This is a genomic window from Humidesulfovibrio sp., from assembly GCF_031082295.1.
Classification (GTDB): domain Bacteria; phylum Desulfobacterota; class Desulfovibrionia; order Desulfovibrionales; family Desulfovibrionaceae; genus Humidesulfovibrio.
This window is the reverse complement of record NZ_JAVHLD010000004.1, coordinates 17,492-33,851: the sequence shown is the minus strand read 5'-3', so window position 1 is coordinate 33,851 and position 16,360 is coordinate 17,492. Positions and strand designations below refer to the sequence as shown.

At 59.7% G+C, this 16,360-nt stretch carries 17 protein-coding genes and 2 tRNA genes; 11 read left to right on the top strand and 8 right to left on the bottom strand.

Going from position 1 to position 16,360, the window contains the following annotated elements; all coding sequences use genetic code 11:
- The first annotated feature begins 44 nt into the window (after nucleotides 1-44).
- Nucleotides 45-1,130 (top strand): glycine cleavage system aminomethyltransferase GcvT, encoded by a 1,086-nt coding sequence (gcvT, locus tag RDU24_RS03470; protein WP_308734341.1) that lies wholly within the window; start codon nucleotides 45-47, stop codon nucleotides 1,128-1,130.
- Nucleotides 1,131-1,180: 50 nt separating this feature from the next.
- Here gcvT and RDU24_RS03465 read toward each other — a convergent pair whose 3' ends face one another.
- A complete protein-coding gene (locus tag RDU24_RS03465) occupies nucleotides 1,181-2,011 on the bottom strand; it encodes a lysophospholipid acyltransferase family protein (protein ID WP_308734340.1) in 831 nt (276 codons plus the stop codon).
- Between the two features lie 97 nt (nucleotides 2,012-2,108).
- On the opposite strand from RDU24_RS03465, the gene RDU24_RS03460 reads away from it, so the two are divergent.
- Entirely contained in the window at nucleotides 2,109-2,885 is a 777-nt protein-coding gene (locus tag RDU24_RS03460) for a pseudouridine synthase (protein ID WP_308734339.1), read from the top strand.
- A 10-nt stretch (nucleotides 2,886-2,895) separates the two neighbouring features.
- Here the strand turns inward: RDU24_RS03460 and lolA are convergent, their stop codons facing one another.
- On the bottom strand, nucleotides 2,896-3,537 hold the full coding sequence (gene lolA, locus RDU24_RS03455) for an outer membrane lipoprotein chaperone LolA (RefSeq protein ID WP_308734338.1): 642 nt from the start codon (nucleotides 3,535-3,537) through the stop codon (nucleotides 2,896-2,898).
- Between the two features lie 90 nt (nucleotides 3,538-3,627).
- Here lolA and RDU24_RS03450 point away from each other — a divergent pair, with 90 nt between their 5' ends.
- A complete protein-coding gene (locus RDU24_RS03450; protein WP_308734337.1) occupies nucleotides 3,628-4,110 on the top strand; it encodes an L-2-amino-thiazoline-4-carboxylic acid hydrolase in 483 nt (160 codons plus the stop codon).
- Nucleotides 4,111-4,238: 128 nt separating this feature from the next.
- Entirely contained in the window at nucleotides 4,239-4,634 is a 396-nt protein-coding gene (locus RDU24_RS03445) for a RidA family protein (RefSeq protein WP_308734336.1), read from the top strand.
- A 55-nt stretch (nucleotides 4,635-4,689) separates the two neighbouring features.
- On the opposite strand, the gene RDU24_RS03440 is transcribed toward RDU24_RS03445, so the two are convergent.
- The 6 genes from RDU24_RS03440 to RDU24_RS03415 all read right to left on the bottom strand — a co-directional run bounded on the left by RDU24_RS03440 (nucleotide 4,690) and on the right by RDU24_RS03415 (nucleotide 11,070).
- Nucleotides 4,690-6,072 carry an MBL fold metallo-hydrolase gene (locus RDU24_RS03440; RefSeq protein ID WP_308734335.1) on the bottom strand — a complete coding sequence of 461 codons (1,383 nt, stop codon included), beginning with the start codon at nucleotides 6,070-6,072 and terminating at the stop codon, nucleotides 4,690-4,692.
- Nucleotides 6,073-6,097: 25 nt separating this feature from the next.
- The gene (locus RDU24_RS03435; protein ID WP_308734334.1) at nucleotides 6,098-7,366 is read right to left on the bottom strand and encodes a Y-family DNA polymerase; all 1,269 of its coding nucleotides are present in this window, start codon (nucleotides 7,364-7,366) and stop codon (nucleotides 6,098-6,100) included.
- Nucleotides 7,367-7,379: 13 nt separating this feature from the next.
- Complete coding sequence (locus RDU24_RS03430) at nucleotides 7,380-7,838, bottom strand: LexA family protein (RefSeq protein ID WP_308734333.1); 459 nt, start codon at nucleotides 7,836-7,838, stop codon at nucleotides 7,380-7,382.
- 73 nt (nucleotides 7,839-7,911) lie between these two features.
- Complete coding sequence (locus RDU24_RS03425; protein WP_308734332.1) at nucleotides 7,912-10,158, bottom strand: SulP family inorganic anion transporter; 2,247 nt, start codon at nucleotides 10,156-10,158, stop codon at nucleotides 7,912-7,914.
- Between the two features lie 154 nt (nucleotides 10,159-10,312).
- Entirely contained in the window at nucleotides 10,313-10,705 is a 393-nt protein-coding gene (locus tag RDU24_RS03420; RefSeq protein ID WP_308734331.1) for a hypothetical protein, read from the bottom strand.
- 288 nt (nucleotides 10,706-10,993) lie between these two features.
- A tRNA-Arg gene (locus RDU24_RS03415) sits at nucleotides 10,994-11,070 on the bottom strand.
- A gap of 172 nt (nucleotides 11,071-11,242) precedes the next feature.
- Here RDU24_RS03415 and RDU24_RS03410 point away from each other — a divergent pair.
- The 7 genes from RDU24_RS03410 to RDU24_RS03380 form a co-directional block, all read left to right on the top strand.
- Entirely contained in the window at nucleotides 11,243-12,670 is a 1,428-nt protein-coding gene (locus RDU24_RS03410) for a DegQ family serine endoprotease (RefSeq protein ID WP_308734330.1), read from the top strand.
- A 53-nt stretch (nucleotides 12,671-12,723) separates the two neighbouring features.
- Entirely contained in the window at nucleotides 12,724-13,620 is an 897-nt protein-coding gene (gene ispE / locus RDU24_RS03405; RefSeq protein ID WP_308734329.1) for a 4-(cytidine 5'-diphospho)-2-C-methyl-D-erythritol kinase, read from the top strand.
- A tRNA-Gln gene (locus RDU24_RS03400) sits at nucleotides 13,600-13,674 on the top strand. Before ispE ends, RDU24_RS03400 begins: the two co-directional genes overlap by 21 nt.
- A gap of 18 nt (nucleotides 13,675-13,692) precedes the next feature.
- Nucleotides 13,693-14,637 carry a ribose-phosphate diphosphokinase gene (locus tag RDU24_RS03395; protein WP_308734328.1) on the top strand — a complete coding sequence of 315 codons (945 nt, stop codon included), beginning with the start codon at nucleotides 13,693-13,695 and terminating at the stop codon, nucleotides 14,635-14,637.
- A gap of 62 nt (nucleotides 14,638-14,699) precedes the next feature.
- Entirely contained in the window at nucleotides 14,700-15,302 is a 603-nt protein-coding gene (locus tag RDU24_RS03390; RefSeq protein ID WP_308734327.1) for a 50S ribosomal protein L25, read from the top strand.
- Nucleotides 15,303-15,430: 128 nt separating this feature from the next.
- A complete protein-coding gene (gene pth / locus RDU24_RS03385) occupies nucleotides 15,431-16,078 on the top strand; it encodes an aminoacyl-tRNA hydrolase (RefSeq protein ID WP_308734326.1) in 648 nt (215 codons plus the stop codon).
- 48 nt (nucleotides 16,079-16,126) lie between these two features.
- The coding region (locus RDU24_RS03380) for a CarD family transcriptional regulator (protein WP_308734325.1) at nucleotides 16,127-16,360 on the top strand (234 nt) is incomplete at its 3' end.

Here is a 16,360-nt window from a genome sequence, read left to right as displayed (position 1 = left end):
GTCAATATCACACCTCGCTCGAATATCGCGACAAGGAGAACATTGTGGAAAGCCTTAAAACAACTCCAATAACAGCCTGGCATCGTAAGCAAAACGCAAAGATGGCCGCGTTTGCCGGGTTTGACATGCCCATCCAGTATGAAGGCATCATCGCCGAGCACAACCATACCCGCCAGGCAGTGGGCATTTTCGACATCTGCCACATGGGCGAGTTCTCGCTTCGCGGGCCAGGAGCCAAGGCGGCCCTCGGCGCCCTTGTTACCCAGGACTTGGACACCCTTGCGCCGGGCAAATGCCGCTACGGTTTTCTGCTGAATGAAGCCGGCTGCGTGCTGGATGACCTCATCATCTACTGTCTCGATGACGACGCCTACATGCTTGTCGTCAACGGCGCGTGCGAAGAGAACGATTTCGCATGGCTGTCAAAGCACCTTGCCGCTGGGCCTGAACTGACCAACATCTCTTCCAAAACCGGCAAGATCGACGTGCAAGGCCCGAAATCCCTAGAAGTCATTAGCGAAATTCTTGGGAGCGGGTTCCAGTCTCCCGGATACTTCAATTTCATGCGGACCATCTGGCAGGGCGAGCCGGTCCTGGTGAGCCGGACCGGTTACACCGGGGAACTGGGCTACGAGCTCTATCTCGATTCGAGCCTGGCTCTCGTCATGTGGGAGGCTCTCGCGGCACATCCGCTGGTGAAGCCGGTTGGCCTTGGCGCCCGCGATACGCTTCGCCTGGAAATGGGGTATCCCCTCTACGGACAGGACCTCGACACCGAGCACACCCCGGCGGAAGCCGGTTTTGGCCCGCTGCTCGGCAAGAAGACGACTTTCATCGGCCAGGACGCGCTTGCCAATGTCCGCCAACGTTTGGTCGCCCTGGAAGTGCCGGGCAGACGCAGCGCGCGGCATTACGACGTTGTCTGTCTGCCGGGTGGGGAAGAGGTCGGCGTGGTGACCAGCGGTTCCTTTGCGCCATCGCTTGGTCACTGCATCGCACTGGCCTACGTGCGCGCCGACGCGTTCGAGAATGAGTTGTTCGCTGTGCGCACCCAGCGCGGCGACCTGGAGGCCAAGCGCACTGGCCTTCCTTTCTACACCAAGGGCACTGCCAGAATGAAGCTCATTTAGGTGGAGTGAGGAGGGCACATCTCCCCTCTGCTCCCCTGACGGGCAGAATCTCAACCACCCGGCAAGGCGTCATGCAGCGCTTGGCCCAAACGCTGGCTACCAGCGTGGAGATCCTCGGCGGACATCTTTCCCGGGGCAAACTCCAGAGGTGCTCCAATATGGACATCGCAGGTGCAGAAAGGTCGTGGCAGCTGGAAGTGATCCCAGGAGCGCTTGAAGACAAAGGCGGATGAAGGACGGCAACGCACTGGAAAGAGTTTGGCGTTCGCCTTCTGCGCAAGATACACCGCGCCGTCTTTCGCCACTTGGCGCGGTCCGCGCGGTCCGTCAACGGTTATGACGCCTATGCGTCCGTCGAGCATATGCTGTCGCAGTTGGTTCAAGGCTTTTAGCCCCCCGCGGGTGCTTGACCCCCTGGCCGTGACAAAGCCGATTCTCACGAGAACCTGGGCGATAAGCTCACCGTCGCGGCTGTCGCTGACGACGGTGGCGAATCGTCCAGGCAGGACGGTGGTTCCATAGCCGGTAAGGGCGAACAGCTCCTCATGCCAAATGGCGAGCATCACAGGCCTGCCTTCATTCAGACAGGTTCGTATTGGAGTGAGTTGCCCACTGTCTTGATAGCGCATGGTCCCGATCCACATGCGATACAGTGCGGTCAAGGCTGGTGCGACTAAAACGGGATCAATACGCATGAGCTTCCATGTTTCAAGGCTATTTAAGTTGATGCGTGCGATATGTGATATCGCAAGGGCGAAATCGACGAACGTCTCGCCAAGAAGTTGCCCACACTCCTCCACACAACCAGCGAAACCATGCGCGCAAGGCATTTCACTTCGAGGAGAAAGCAGTACTGAATGGAAACGGTTGTTGCAAGTCAAACAGCTCTTGCAGCCCCTGCTTCATGACAATTTTCAAGAAGCCAGACAGACTAGATATTTGCTAGATATTGTCTAGACATGTAACCACCTGGAATATATGAGCCACGAAAAAGACAACACAATACGTATCAACAAATTCCTGTCGGAGTCCAAAGTGGCCTCTCGCCGAGGAGCTGACGAACTCATCCTTCAAGGACGGGTGCAGCTCAATGGCGTTCTCGTTGAGGAGCCCGGCGTTCGCGTCAACCCTGTTGACGACGTTGTGATGGTAGACGGCAAGACTGTACAGTCTCCCTATGCGCAAGGCGCTGATCGACAGCAATTGACCGTGCTTCTTCACAAGCCGGTGCAGGTCGTCACCACCACTCGAGACCCCCAAGGGCGAACGACCGTTTTTGACATTCTCCCGCAAGAGTTTAGAGCCCAAAGACTGCTGCACGTGGGGCGATTGGATTACTTTTCCGAGGGTTTGCTTTTGCTTACCACTGACGGAAGCCTCATGAACCGGCTCATTTCGCCGCGCTGGCATTTGCCCAAGGTCTATCATGTGCTGGTGCGCGGTCAGGTGGATGAATCGTGGCTTGAGATCATGCGCAAGGGCATGACTTTGGCCGAAGGCGAGAAGCTTGCGCCGGTGGAAGTTCGTGTTCTGCGGCAGGATCAGCGCGAAGCCTGGCTGGAGATGACCTTGGTCCAGGGGCTCAACCGCCAGATCAGGCGCATGTGTCGCGACATGGGGCGCACTGTGCTGCGCCTGATCCGCGTACGCCAGGGCTTTCTGGAGCTGGGAAGCCTCAAGCCTGGCGAGGCGCGGGCGCTCACGGTTCAAGAAGTTGAGCGCCTGCGCGAGGCAGTTGGCCTTCCGCCAGAATAAGCGCTGACGGCTACTGCTGCTTGGTGTTGTCGCTGACCTTCAGACCCGCTGGCGGCGTGAACTCAAACAGTTTTGCGTCAGGCCTCTTGTCGGTGACAAGATTCTTTAACATCACAAGATTGCCGTTTCCAAAGAAGTCTACGATGAGCACCTTGCCCATAAGGCTCGTCTTGGGGTCAACCCAAATATACGCCATGACCATCGTGGGCTCCGGCTCTTTTGGCACCAGCCGCACCTTGGTCAGGCCATCCTCTGTGCCCTGCTCCGCAACCTTAAAGTCTTCGTTTAGGTTTGCCTTGCCGGAAAGAAAGCGGACCATGGTCTTGGACTTGAAGACCTGATTTGTGCGATATTTCAGGGCAATCTTATCCGCCTCCACGTAGTTCCAGACTACATTCTGGCCCACCACAAGCAGTTCCTTCTCCGGCTTGACCGTGTCCCAGCGCACCAGCGAAGGTTGTTTGAACCAGATCTTGCCGCTTCGTTTCTCGACGCTGCCGCTGGCTGCGTTGGTGAGTTCCTGTTGGAAGTCCGCCTGGAAGTGCTGTATGGACTCGTAACGCTTCTGAATGGCGTCTGTGAGGGCGTTGCCGTTGGCCTTCAAGGGAAGGGCCATCAAGACGAGAACGAGAAATAACGTGCGCATGCGCATGAGTTGGCTCCGATATGTGTTGGCATTGTGTTCAGGCTGGCGCCTAGCATGAGAGTATTGGAAGAACTCCCGAAAGGCAATGGAGGGAGCATGTGCCCGCTGAGCAAAAGCATTCCACTTCTGGAGCGTAGGGCCATCGAAGCAGAGATGCTCCTACGCGTGTATGACGCTTCCTGCGCTGCCGTCGGGTCTGCTGTGGCGCTAGGCATTCTGGAGCAGGCGGTCGACTCCGCGGCCTTGGCAGCGGGCCGCCTGTTCGCCCGCTCCGCGCCCGTTGGCGGCCCAAGCCTTGCGCACTTTGCCACGGTCCTTGAACGTTGGCAGGAAGGCGGCGTCATCGATATCACTGACATCAAACATGCCGAAGATACCCTCAGTTTCACAGTCAAGCGTTGCGGGTACGTGCAGCGCTATGCCGACCTTGGCGTTCCAGCTTCCCTGCATACGGTGTTTTCCTGTCGCAGAGATGCTGCTTTTGCAGAAGGTTATTCTGCAAACTTGCGGATGGAGCGACCGGAAACCATCGCCCAAGGCCACACTTGCTGTCGATTCACATTCCGTTGGGAACCCTAAGGCCACGGCGCCAGGACCTTTTCTTTGCGCTTCCTTTGCAGGGCGAACTCTGGCAGAAACGTGCGACCGCGAACGGCCCTTTTGCCGCCAGCGCCAAACAATATTCGCCCGACCTGAAGGAGACCCCCATGAGCACAAAAGAACCCACCGCCAAGCGCCTCATCACCTCCGGCTCCAAATGGGAGCCTCTGCTCGGCTATTCCCGCGCCGTCGTGGCCGGAAACACCATCTTTGTTTCCGGCACCTGCGGCGTCGAAGCCGACGGCTCCGTGGCCCCGGACATGTACGGACAGGCCAAGCGCGCACTGGAGATCATCGCCGGAGCGTTGGGCCAGGCCGGCGCAGGCATGAAGGACGTGGTGCGCACGCGCATCTTCGTCACAGACGCCTCGCAGTTTGACGGCATCGCCAAGGCCCACGGCGAAGTCTTCGGCGAGATCCGCCCGGCCACGACCATCGTGGAGGTCTCCAAGCTTGTTGACGCAGCCTTCATGGTCGAAATCGAGGCCGTGGCCGTTCTCTAGCGCCAATCTTCCGGGCGGGCCGGGCCTGACGCCTGGCCTGCCCCACTCCCTTGCCCTACTCCACTGTCGGATAGCCGGATCGCCTCCAGGCCAGCATTCCACCCGCGATGGACGAGACTTCCCGGCATCCCTGTGCCTTGAGCAGACTCCCCACGATGTTCGAGCGGTAGCCCGACCCGCAGATGACGTGAACCGGTCCGTCCAGGCAGAAGTCAACTCCCTTCTCGATGATCTCCGACAACGGCTTGTGCAGAGCCTGCCTGATGTGCCCCCCCTGCCATTCAACCGGTGTGCGTACATCGATGATGGTCGCGCCTCCGACATTCTCCAAAGTCTTGCGCAGATCATGCACGCTGATCTGGTTTAGGGATTCCACCGCGCGACCACTGAGAATCCACGCCGACATACCTCCGGCCAGCCAGCCAAGGATATTGTCGTAACCGATGCGCAAGAGTTCCGTACGCATGGCCTCGAAGCGCTCACGCCCCTCCACCACGAGCAGCACCTCCGAACCGGGCTTAACGGCCATGCCCACCCAATTGGCCATCTGGCGCTCAAAGCCGATGTTCACGCTTCCAGGGATATGCGCACCGCCGAAAGACGCCGCGTCGCGCGTGTCGATGACTACACCGCCCTGCCCTCGCAGTTCGTCGAAACGTTCCGGCGAGAGCACCTTTTCGCTGGGGCAGCGGTCCAGAAGCAGCGCGCCGGAGAGGTTTGTGGCGATGATGGCGCTGAAGCTGCGCGGACGGACAGGCAGGGCCGAGAGCACCGCCGTCCGGAAGTCCCTCGGATCCTTGTGCTGGAGCATGGGGTTGGCCAGGCGCTCGTAGCCGAGGGTGCTCATGTTCTTGGCGCTCATGCCGCGGCCGCACAGGGAACCCTGGCCGTGGGCCGGGTACACCTCAATGGAATCCGGCAACGCGCCCAGCACAGAATACAGGCTGTGGTGGAGGTTGTTCACCTGCTCGTCCAGGATCTCATGCCCGGGCAGGTCGGGACGCCCCACGTCGCCCACGAAGAGGAGATCGCCGGTGAGCACCATCTGCGGCGCTTCGGCACGGATGAGATCGGCCACCAGCAGCGACACGGAATTGGGCGTATGGCCGGGAGTGTGCAGCACTTCGATGCGCGCTGCGCCCAGGGTGAACACATCGCCCGCCTTGAGCGGCACGTGCTCATAGCCCACCCCGGCGCTCTCGTGGATGTGGATGGCTGCGCCGGTCATGGCACGCAGATCCTGAGCTCCGCTGACGTGGTCGGCATGCACGTGGGTCTCGAATATGTGCGTCATGCGCATGCCCTCGTCGGTGGCGATGTCCAGATATTCGCCGATGTCGCGCCGAGGGTCCACCACGGCCATCACTCCGGCTGCCGGGCAGCCGAGGATGTACGAGAAGCAGCCCAGTCCTGGCGTTTGCGTCTGCTTGAAATACATGCGGTCCTCCTTCTGTGCCTGGGCGTCACCCGACGCGAGGCAGTTCATCCCAGCTTGTGGTGTAGCGCGGCGAGCGGCGCATCTGGCGCATGTGCCAAGGCCGGTCCGGGGCGCACGTGATGGCATAACGCAAGGCTCCGCGCCCGAAGCGACGGTTCACGGCGTCAAGGGTGGCCATGAGGCTCCGCTGGCGCTGGCGCTCCTCCGGGGCCAGGTCCAACAGCGAAACCTGCCGGGCGCTGGCTGGCGTCAGCCCCAGAAGCATCACCCCGGCCTTCTGATACTCGAAGCCTTCGCGGAAGCAGTCGGCCAGGGCGCGCAGGGCCGCCTCGACGATGTCCGGGGTGTGCGCCGTGGCCGAGGCAAGGGCCACCGTGGCTTGGGCGCTGTGCTGCGCAACGTTCACGCGGTGCCGGGGGGTGCTGATGTACACCTGGACGGCGGTGGCCTCGGCACCTTCGCGCCGAAGCTTCTCGGCAACGCGCACGGCATAGGTGCTGACTGCCTCGCGCAGGTGCGAAAGTTCGGACACGAGCCTGCCGAAAGTGCGCGAACACAATAGCGACTTGTGCGGAGCCGCGGCGCGCTCCAAGGACAGGCAGGACACGCCGGAGAGTTCGAGCTGGGTACACAGGCCGACCACGCTCATCTCCCGGCGCACCCAGGTGCGAGGCAGCCGGACGAAATCAAGCGCCGTGCGCACCCTCCGCGCCCAGAGACGCTTGGTGTGCCGTGGGCCGATGCCCCAGACGTCGCCCACCTCGGTGGCGGCGAGCACGGCCTCGGCGCCTTGGCCGCTTTCCAGGTCGAACACGCCGCCATGTTCCGGCTGCTTTTTGGCCACGCGGTTGGCCAGTTTGGCCAGTGTCTTGGTGCGCGCCAGGCCGATGGATACGGGGATGCCCACCCAGCGCAGCACACGCTGGCGGATGTCTCGGCACAGGGCGTGCGGATCGGCAACGCCGGTCAAGTCCAGAAAGGCCTCGTCGATGGAATAGACCTCCACGCCCGGGGCCATGTCCGCGAGGATGGACATGATGCGCGCGGAGAGGTCGCCGTACAGGGGGAAGTTGCTGGAGAACACGGCCACGCCGGACCTGCGGAAGACGTGCTCCCACTGGAAGGCCGGGGCGCCCATTGGGATGCCCAGCGCCTTGGCCTCGGCCGAGCGTGCGATGACGCAGCCGTCGTTGTTGGAGAGCACCACCACCGGCCTGCCTTTGAGCTCCGGGCGGAACAGGCGCTCGCAGGAAGCGTAGAAGTTGTTGCAGTCGACCAGGGCGTAAAGAGGCACAACGACCCCCGGCCTAGAGCTTGTGGATGACGCTTGTGACGACGCCCCAGACCTCGAAGCCCTCGCCGCTGTCCAGGGCGTCGGTGATGTCGATGGGCAGGAAATCGGCATTGGCCGGAACCAGAAGCATGCGCTGGCCCCTGCGTTCCAGGCGCTTGACCGTGAGCTCGCCATTCACCGCGGCGATGACTATCTTCCCGGCCTGGGCCTCCACAGCTCGGTCCACAATGAGCAGGTCGCCATCGTGGATGCCTGCGCCGAGCATGGAGTCGCCCACGGCGCGCACAAAGAACGTGGCCGCTGGGTGCTGGATCAGGTGCTCGTTCAGGTCCAGGCGCTTGTCGATGAAGTCGTCCGCCGGTGAGGGAAAGCCCGCCTGCACCCCGGCCAAAAACAGGGGAAGGCGCAGTTTCGGGCGCTGTTCGGGGTCGACAGGGCCAAGAATCTCCAAGCCATTGGTGCGGATGTTCATGCTTGTCAGGCTAGGCCAGCATGCGCTCGCGGTCAAGGTCGGGGACACGACGCCAGGCGAGCAAGCCGTGCGTTCAGGCGCTCACGGCTTGCGTCAGGCGAGTCTCCAACTGTGCGGTGAACATGCCGTAGAAGGCCAGCGCGGTTAGCGGGTCATTCGTTTCAAGCTGTCGCAGGGTTTCCGCGGGCAGGAAGGCCAGCGAACAGTCCGTTAGGGCGATGATGCTGCCGGGGGCAAGGTCCTTCCGGTCAGACGCGGTGCGTCCGGCCATGTTGCCGGGGCCGAGGGTGCGCAGGCGTGTCACGTTCCCGGATGCTTCCTGCTTGCGCTGCTCCGCCTGGCCGGAAATGAACAGGTAGACTCCCTCCTGCGGGTCGCCCTGGCGGAGGATGAACTCGCCGGCCAGAGCCTGTCTATGCTCCAGGTACGGCTCAAGGCGCTCCACCAGCGCCTCAAAGCGTTCGCCCTGCTCAAGCCGGTGCAGCATGTCGTCCACCGAAAGATCAAAGAGCTTGTCTCGGCTGGAGCCGTCCGCATGGGGCGCGAGACATTCCTGCTCACGCGCGAGCACGGCGTCCTCGCACCATTCAAGGGCACGGTCCATATCCGGCAGGAACTGCGAAGAGCTCGACTCATGCGGGGCCGCGCTGCGCATCTGCTCCTCGAACCCATGAGGGGAAGCGGAGAAGACAACCTGGCATCCGACTGCTGCGCAACGCTGGATAATGCGCTGGAAACAGTTGACCGCCGAGGAATCAAAGCCGTCGACCTCGGAAAAATCGAGTATGAGGTGGCTGGGAACCTGCCCGCTTTGCGGAGCCAAATGAGTCGCGACGCTACGACTCAAGAGGTTGGCCGAGCCGAAAAACAGATACCCCATGACCCGCAGGATGCGGATATTGCGGCCATGCTCGCGCAGGAGATGTTTGTCCGGAACGCTGCGATCACGGGTGCTTGCGAGAACGGTGGCGTCGGTGTCCTGGCGCACCACGGGCAGGTGGCTGTACTTGACCACGAACACGACTGTGGCCAGCACAAGGCCAACGCCAACTCCGGTCAGGAAACCGAACACACCGATGACGCAGAGAATCGTCAAGATCAGGGCGTACTCCAGGCGTGTGACCTGCCTGCGGGCCGCCACCACCCAGTCCATCAGGGTGGCGACGCCGAGGAACAGCACCATGCCGCCCAGAATGAAACGCGGGAAATAGCCAAGAACCGCGGCGCCGAAGAAAGTCGCAACGCCGAGCAGAAGCGCCGCCGTGAGCCCGATCACGCGCGAGTCCGATCCGGTCTTGGGGCCGAGCATGGTCAGGCTGAGCGCCGTGTACCCGGTGTGCGACCCGCAAGCACCGGCAACGAGGTTCACCAGAGAGTTGAGGTAAAGCTCATGCTTAAGGTCAAGGTCGCGGCGTGTGGATGTTTCGATGCCGCTTGAGATGAGCAGGAAGGATATGGCCGAGACCAATGGGATGGTGCAGAGTTGCGGCAACTGCGGCAAGATGATGTCCCAGCGGACAAGAGCGAAATCGGCAACGGTGAATACCGGCCAAAGCATTGCGCTGTCAGGCATGCCGCCCAGAAGCAGTCCTGCGCGCCCGGCATCGGCCAGGCTCTGCCCGGTGATGGCGAGGTACAGCGCGAACAACACGAGCGAAAGGCACAGCACTCCGGGCAGGATGTAGACACTGCTCCACCGTTTCATTGCCAGCAACAGAACAAGCATCAGTGCAACGCCGGGGGCCAGCTGCAGCGCCTTGCCCGTGGTCAAAAGCAGTGGCAACTCGGCAAAGCTAAGCGACACGCCGGCAATGATGGACACGCTGCCCTGAACCAGCAGCCAGCCGATGCCCGCCAGGAACCCGCCAACGACGGGAAAAGGCATGTAACGCATGAGGTTGCCGAGCTTGAAACGGCCCATGACAAGAAACAGGACGCCCGAGGTGACGGTGGACAGGGCCATTGCCGCGCCAACAGTGATGGCAGCGGCATGCTGTTCTCCTGGGGCGGACAGACTCGCTGCGATGCCCGCGGAAACTGCGGCAAGGATAGCGGCCGGAGCATCCTGGGGAATGCAGATGGACGTATTGCACGTGCTGCCCAGGGTGATCATGAGACACATGACGAACCCGCCAAACAGCGTCAATCCGGATGCGCTTGGGGCAAAGCTTGCCAGTGGGCCGGCAAAGATGAGCGAGGCAAAAGATAATTCCAGGATGATGGACAATAGCCCGATCACAAGCCCCGAACAGAGTGCCGGAAGCAACCGAGACGGTGTGACGAGGTCATGCAACAGCTCATTATAATGTTCTTTAAACATACGACTGACTACCCCGGAATCTATAACTTGGCAATGCGCACATGAACAGCATGTACATTCAATAAGTACGCATGATCAAGGCTATGCGTAACAACTATTTTGATAGGCCCCTGAAAGGACAACTCTCTCCACAGTCCAGCTATCTACCATAATTCTATTTTGAGTTTTGTTCAGGTGGATATGTTTTTGCGAAATCGGATACCATGTCGCGAAACACTTGAGAAGGTGGATGTTTCTCTCGACTTAAAGCTTTGAGAGTCTGGTATTCACCCTCGCTCGACCACAGAGTCTCCCCTGTTTTCAAGTCCACAACTCGCAGTGCGTAGCTTGAAAATCCGCTCGGATCCGGTTCATCATAGGCTATCTTTCCTGCGATAGCCATAAAGTAAAAACCTTTGTCTGGCACGTCACCCATACTTTCAAGGACATCACTGCCTAGATCTTCGACGAGATATCCTGCGTACATGAATTCTGTTGCAGCTTCAGTTGACAACGGTCCACACACACCAATTTTTGAGATGCTGAAACTGTTGGTAACATATTCCATGTCAACGGCTTCATAATTTGCAGCGGAACAAGACCACGTCAAAAACATGGACATTACAAGGAGTGATTTCATTATATTGTGTCGCGACATAGATCCCCCGCAGCAGATACTACATGCTCATTCACGATAATTTGTTCTCGACAATATTTATGAGCTATAGTTTGTAGCCGCCAGCTTCCGTTGAGGCATTTGGAAACCTTCAGCTCTCAGTACGCAAATTCTCACAAATTGAATACAAGAAAGGGGCCCGCCTGTCATGACTGACATAAGCGAACCCCTTGTTGGTCTTGGTGCCCTCGACAGGAATCGAACCTGTGGCACCAGGATTAGGAATCCTGTGCTCTATCCGACTGAGCTACGAGGGCGTTTCCGGCGCGTGGACGCTGGAAGAGTGTTCCTACACAAATACCTCCGGGCCTTCAAGTCGAATGTCGGTGCCTCTTGATCCAGATTTGAACCTTTACATCCAGGCAAAAGAGACTATTTTTGATCACGACGTCGCCACCTCTTTCAACGGCGGCATATGGAGGTCAAAGTATGAAACGTTTCTCGGCATTATGTCTCATGCTCACCTTTCTCATCATCCCCAATCTTGCCATGGCCAACAAGCTCGGCCTGCCTGACTTCACCGATCTGGCTGAACGCGCAGGCAAGGCGGTGGTCAACATCAGCACCAGCAAGAACGTGCCTGGTGGATCGATGCAAATGCATGAGCTGTTCAAAAACGCTCCCAAGAACTCACCCTTCCGCGATTTCTTCGACCAGTTCGAACGCTATTTCGGCCAGCAGGAAATGCAGACACGCAAGCTGACCTCGCTTGGCTCCGGCTTCATTATTTCAAGTGATGGCTATATCGTCACCAACAACCATGTGGTGGCCGAGGCGGACGAGATCAAGGTCAAGCTCCTCAGCCGCGAGAAGCCTTATGACGCCAAGGTCATCGGACGCGATCAGGAAACCGACCTTGCCCTGCTGAAAATCGAAGCAGGAAACTCGCTCCCCGTGCTTGAATTCGGCAACTCCGAAGGCACTCGCGTCGGCGAATGGGTGCTGGCCATCGGCAACCCCTTTGGCTTGGGACACACGGTCACCGCGGGCATCATCAGCGGAAAAGGCCGTCATATCGGCGCAGGCCCCTTTGACAGCTTCCTGCAGACGGACGCGAGCATCAACCCCGGCAACTCCGGCGGTCCACTCATCGACATGAACGGCAAGGTGGTCGGCATCAATACCGCCATCGTGCCGAACGGCCAGGGCATCGGTTTCGCCACGCCCTCCAGCCAGGCCGACAAGATCATCCAGCAACTCAAGAGCGGCAGGAAAATCAAGCGCGGCTGGCTCGGCATCACCATGCAGGAGCTGGACGAAAACACCGCCAAGGGCGTCGGCCTGAAAGACCCCAAGGGCGTGCTAGTGGCCCAGGTCATTCCTGGCGATCCCGCAGACAAGGGCGGCATGAAGACCGGCGATGTCATCATCAAGGCTGGAGGCGTGAACGTGGACAACCCCGCTGCGCTGCTTAAGCAGGTCGCCAACATGCGCCCTGGCGACAAGGTCCAGCTCACCGTATGGCGCCAGAACCGCACCGTGGACCTCACTGTGACATTGGGCGAGCGCAAGCCCAATTATGTGGCCGAGCAGCAGCAAGGCATCCAGAAGAACCGCGCGCCGGCGACAGTGCTCGGTCTTGGGCTGCGGCCGGTTGAGGGCGGTGAAGAGGCTCAGGCTCTCGGTCTTGCCAAGCCACAAGGCCTGCTGGTCATGGAGATCAAGCCTGGCAGTGCCGCTGCCCAGGTGGATATTCAGCCCGGCGATGTCATCATCGAGGTCAACCAAAAAGCGGTGAGCACTCTCGACCAGCTGCGCGAGATCTTAGACGCATCCAAGCAACGCGGGATGGCCATGCTCTTGATCAAGCGACAGGGGCGCAACGTGTTTCGCGCCATCACGCTCGACAAACAGTAATATTCCGCATCGACGGGGGGGCTTCGGCCCCCCTTGAATTTCTGAGGAGACCGATGGCTGTCATTCTCCAGGCTCCGGCCAAAATCAACTTGTCTCTCAAGCTTCTCGGACGACGCGAGAACGGTTACCACGACCTGGAGAGCCTCTTCGTACCGGTCAAAGGACTGTACGACACCCTTGAAGTGTCAGCCGCGCCAACCGATTCGGGGTGTGTCGTGACTCCACCTTTACCGCAGACCCCCCCTGAGAAAAACCTCGTATTTCGCGCCTGGAAGGCATACAAGCAGGCCACGGGCGCAGCGCCAGACATCGTTGTCCATCTGACCAAGCGCATTCCAACTGGAGCCGGACTCGGCGGTGGCAGCTCCGATGCCGCGGCAATGCTACGCTGGCTGCAGACACAGGCTGCCGGCAAGGCACTGCCTGATGACGAACTGCGCCGCGTGGCGGCTGGGCTCGGAGCCGACGTGTCCTTCTTTCTTCAGGATGGCGCGGCATTGGCGAGCGGCATCGGCGATGTGCTGACCCCGGTTGAGCTGGATCTTTCGGCTTTCACCCTGTTGCTTGCGATGCCGCCTGTGCATGTCTCCACTGCGTGGGCCTATGCGGCCTGGGACGAATACACGGCGCAAATCACTTCTGCGAACGGCTGCGCAGAATGCTTGACAACCACGAGATCGGCGAATAAGAGACGTGTTTCCCTTTCGCCCGTGGTGGTACAAAACGATTTTGAGGCTGTAGTCTTTCCGGCGCATCCCGACCTGCGAGTCTTGAAGGAGCGCCTGCTGAAACTGGGGGCGGCATCTGCCACCATGAGCGGGAGCGGGGCCAGCGTGGCAGCCCTGTTCCGGGAAAGCCGCCTGGCGCTTAAAGTCGCCCACGATTTACGGACGAATGGCTTGCCCGTTCATATCGAGACCCTGACGAGATGGGGTGTAGCCAAGCGGTAAGGCGACTGGTTTTGGTCCAGTTATCCGAGGGTTCGAATCCTTCCACCCCAGCCAGTTCACAAGGTAGAGGACATGTCTGGTAACAGCGATCTCAAGATCTTAAGCGGCTCTGCCAACGTTGACTTGGCTGAATCCATCTGCGCGAACATCGGATGTCGCCTCACCCCTGTCCTGCGCGAGCAGTTCAGCGATGGCGAAATTCGCATTGAGATAGACGACAACGTGCGCGGCGACGATGTCTTTGTCGTCCAGCCCACCTGCTCGCCTGTGAACTTCCACCTGATGGAACTCTGCCTGATGATCGACGCCCTCAAGCGCGCCAGCGCCCGTCGCATCACCGCAGTCATGCCCTACTACGGCTATGCTCGCCAGGATCGCAAGGTTCTGCCCCGCGTTCCCATCAGCGCCAAAGTCGTGGCGGACTTCCTTACTGTTGCTGGCATGCACCGCATGATGACCATCGACCTGCACGCGGGACAGATTCAGGGCTTTTTCAACTGCCCTGTTGACAACCTCTTTGCCGCGCCCGTTTTCCTCGACTACTTCCGCAAGCTCGAAGGCGAGATCGTTGTCGTCTCGCCTGATGCTGGCGGCGTTGAGCGCGCCCGCGCCTATGCAAAACGCCTTGACGCAGGCTTGGCCATCGTGGACAAGCGCCGTGACGCGCCCAACCAGGCCAAGGCCATGCACCTCATCGGCAACGTGCAGGGCAAAACGGCGATAGTGCTCGACGACATGGTCGACACGGCAGGCACCATGTGTGCCGCCGGTCAGGTTCTGGCCGATAACGGTGCGCGGGAGATTCTTGCCTGCGCCACCCATGCGGTTCTTTCCGGTCCGGCCATAGAACGTCTGGACAAATCGGTCTTCTCGCAGATACTTGTTGCCGACACCATCCCTCTGGATGCGCGCAAGAAGACCTGCAAGAAGATAAAGGTTCTTTCTGTTGCGGAACTTTTGGCCAAGGCCATCGTGAACGTTCACGGCGAGGCCTCGGTCAGCGTCCTTTTCGTCTAACCATTGAACATATTTTCGGGCGGCTTTCTGAGGTTGTCCGGTTTCTGAAAGGAGATGAGGAAATGGCTGAACTGATGACGTTGAGTGCGCGTCCGCGCGCCGAGAAAGGCAAGGGCACCTGCCGCCGCATGCTCTCCAAGAATCTGGTTCCCGGCGTATACTACAACCAGAAGGGACAGAACATCCCGGTGGTTGTGGATCTGCTGCCGCTGACCAAGCTGCACCGCAAGCTCGGCAGCTCCCGCGTGTTCCACCTCCAGATCGACCTGGACGGCAAAGCCGAGTCCTTGCCCTCCCTCATGTGGAGCATGCAGTACGATCCGCTGAAGTCCACCCCGATCCACGTTGATTTCTACGGCGTCGACCTGGAGCGCGAGATCAAGGTTGACGTGAAGGTCGTTGTTGAAGGCAAGGCCAAGGGCATCATCATGGGTGGCCTGCTGGAAGTCTTCCGCGATTCCCTGGAAGTCATCTGCAAGCCTCTCGACGTTCCAGAAAAGATCGTGATCGACGTCACCGATCTTGAGCTTGGCGTGAACCTGCACATTTCCGAGATCAAGCTGCCCTCCGGTGTGCGTGCCGTTTATGACGACAACTACGCGGTTGTCGGCGTCATCGCGCAGGAAGTCGAAGAAGACAAGACTGCCGAGACTGCGAAAAAGTAGTCCCGCCAGCCTGAGCATACATCTTCCCGGCGTGAGTCCGGGCCAGATTGCGGGGGGAGTCCGGCTCCCCCCGCAATTCCCTTTACTGCATCTGCCCTGCAAGGCGCAGCGGTCCACTGGATGCTTCCATGCGAACTGTTCCACTCATTGTCGGCCTGGGCAACCCGGGGCCAGAGTATGCCGAAACCCGTCATAATTTCGGCTTTCTGGTTATTGACGACATCCTTGCTAGCGCCCGCAACCGCAAGAGCATGCGCCTTGAAACCCTTCACGGCGAAGGGGATTATCTGTTGTATGGCGTGACCCTTGGGGGCACAAGCTGTCTGCTCGCAAAGCCCATGACGTTCATGAACCTCTCCGGTCGCGCCGTTGCCCGCATTTGCGGACGTCACGCTGTGGCACTTTCGGATGTGGTCGTTCTCCACGACGAGCTGGACCTCCCCTTGGGCCGCATGAAGCTCAAAAAAGGAGGCGGTTCAAACGGTCACCGCGGCATAGACTCCATCGCTGAGCATCTTGGCAGCGAAGATTTTCTTCGGTTGCGCCTGGGCATTGGGCGTCCCGAGTTTTCATCGGATGTTTCGCGCTTCGTTTTGCAGCCCTTTCCCCTGGCAGAACAAGATGGTGTGCGCGCAGTGTGCGCAGCAGCCCAAAAGGGCCTGACCCTCATGCTTAGGCGTGGGCAGGGCGAGGCGACTCAATTCATAAACTCCTTCCGCCTGCCGGTCCCGCCTGTCGGGGAGGGGACGGTGGACACTTCCGAAGCAATGGGGTAATGTACCAATTCGTCGGAAGAGTGCCCCCCATATTTTGAAGGAGATTCAGTGTTTCAAATCAATGAGTTGGTGGTGTACCCTGCACAAGGTGTGGGGCGCATCGAGCGCATCGAAAGCCAGGAAATCAGCGGAACGAAGGCAGAATATTACATCGTTCGCATCCTGAGCAACTCCGTGACGCTCATGGTGCCGGTAAAGAACGCCACGAACGTTGGCCTGCGCCACGTGTGCAGCTTGCGCAATGGCCAGGAAGTTTTCGAGTCGCTCAAAGACCGTTCCGAG

What these genes read in the sequence shown, in the direction of transcription:
- RDU24_RS03395 (WP_308734328.1), top strand. Translation starts at nt 13,693, where the DNA reads ATGTCTGGTAACAGCGATCTCAAGATCTTAAGCGGCTCTGCCAACGTT.
- pth (WP_308734326.1), top strand. Translation starts at nt 15,431, where the DNA reads ATGCGAACTGTTCCACTCATTGTCGGCCTGGGCAACCCGGGGCCAGAG.
- RDU24_RS03440 (WP_308734335.1), bottom strand. Translation starts at nt 6,072, where the DNA reads ATGTATTTCAAGCAGACGCAAACGCCAGGACTGGGCTGCTTCTCGTAC.
- lolA (WP_308734338.1), bottom strand. Translation starts at nt 3,537, where the DNA reads ATGCGCATGCGCACGTTATTTCTCGTTCTCGTCTTGATGGCCCTTCCC.
- ispE (WP_308734329.1), top strand. Translation starts at nt 12,724, where the DNA reads ATGGCTGTCATTCTCCAGGCTCCGGCCAAAATCAACTTGTCTCTCAAG.
- RDU24_RS03430 (WP_308734333.1), bottom strand. Translation starts at nt 7,838, where the DNA reads ATGAACATCCGCACCAATGGCTTGGAGATTCTTGGCCCTGTCGACCCC.
- RDU24_RS03450 (WP_308734337.1), top strand. Translation starts at nt 3,628, where the DNA reads ATGTGCCCGCTGAGCAAAAGCATTCCACTTCTGGAGCGTAGGGCCATC.
- RDU24_RS03420 (WP_308734331.1), bottom strand. Translation starts at nt 10,705, where the DNA reads ATGGAATATGTTACCAACAGTTTCAGCATCTCAAAAATTGGTGTGTGT.
- RDU24_RS03410 (WP_308734330.1), top strand. Translation starts at nt 11,243, where the DNA reads ATGAAACGTTTCTCGGCATTATGTCTCATGCTCACCTTTCTCATCATC.
- RDU24_RS03445 (WP_308734336.1), top strand. Translation starts at nt 4,239, where the DNA reads ATGAGCACAAAAGAACCCACCGCCAAGCGCCTCATCACCTCCGGCTCC.
- RDU24_RS03390 (WP_308734327.1), top strand. Translation starts at nt 14,700, where the DNA reads ATGGCTGAACTGATGACGTTGAGTGCGCGTCCGCGCGCCGAGAAAGGC.
- RDU24_RS03425 (WP_308734332.1), bottom strand. Translation starts at nt 10,158, where the DNA reads ATGTTTAAAGAACATTATAATGAGCTGTTGCATGACCTCGTCACACCG.
- RDU24_RS03460 (WP_308734339.1), top strand. Translation starts at nt 2,109, where the DNA reads ATGAGCCACGAAAAAGACAACACAATACGTATCAACAAATTCCTGTCG.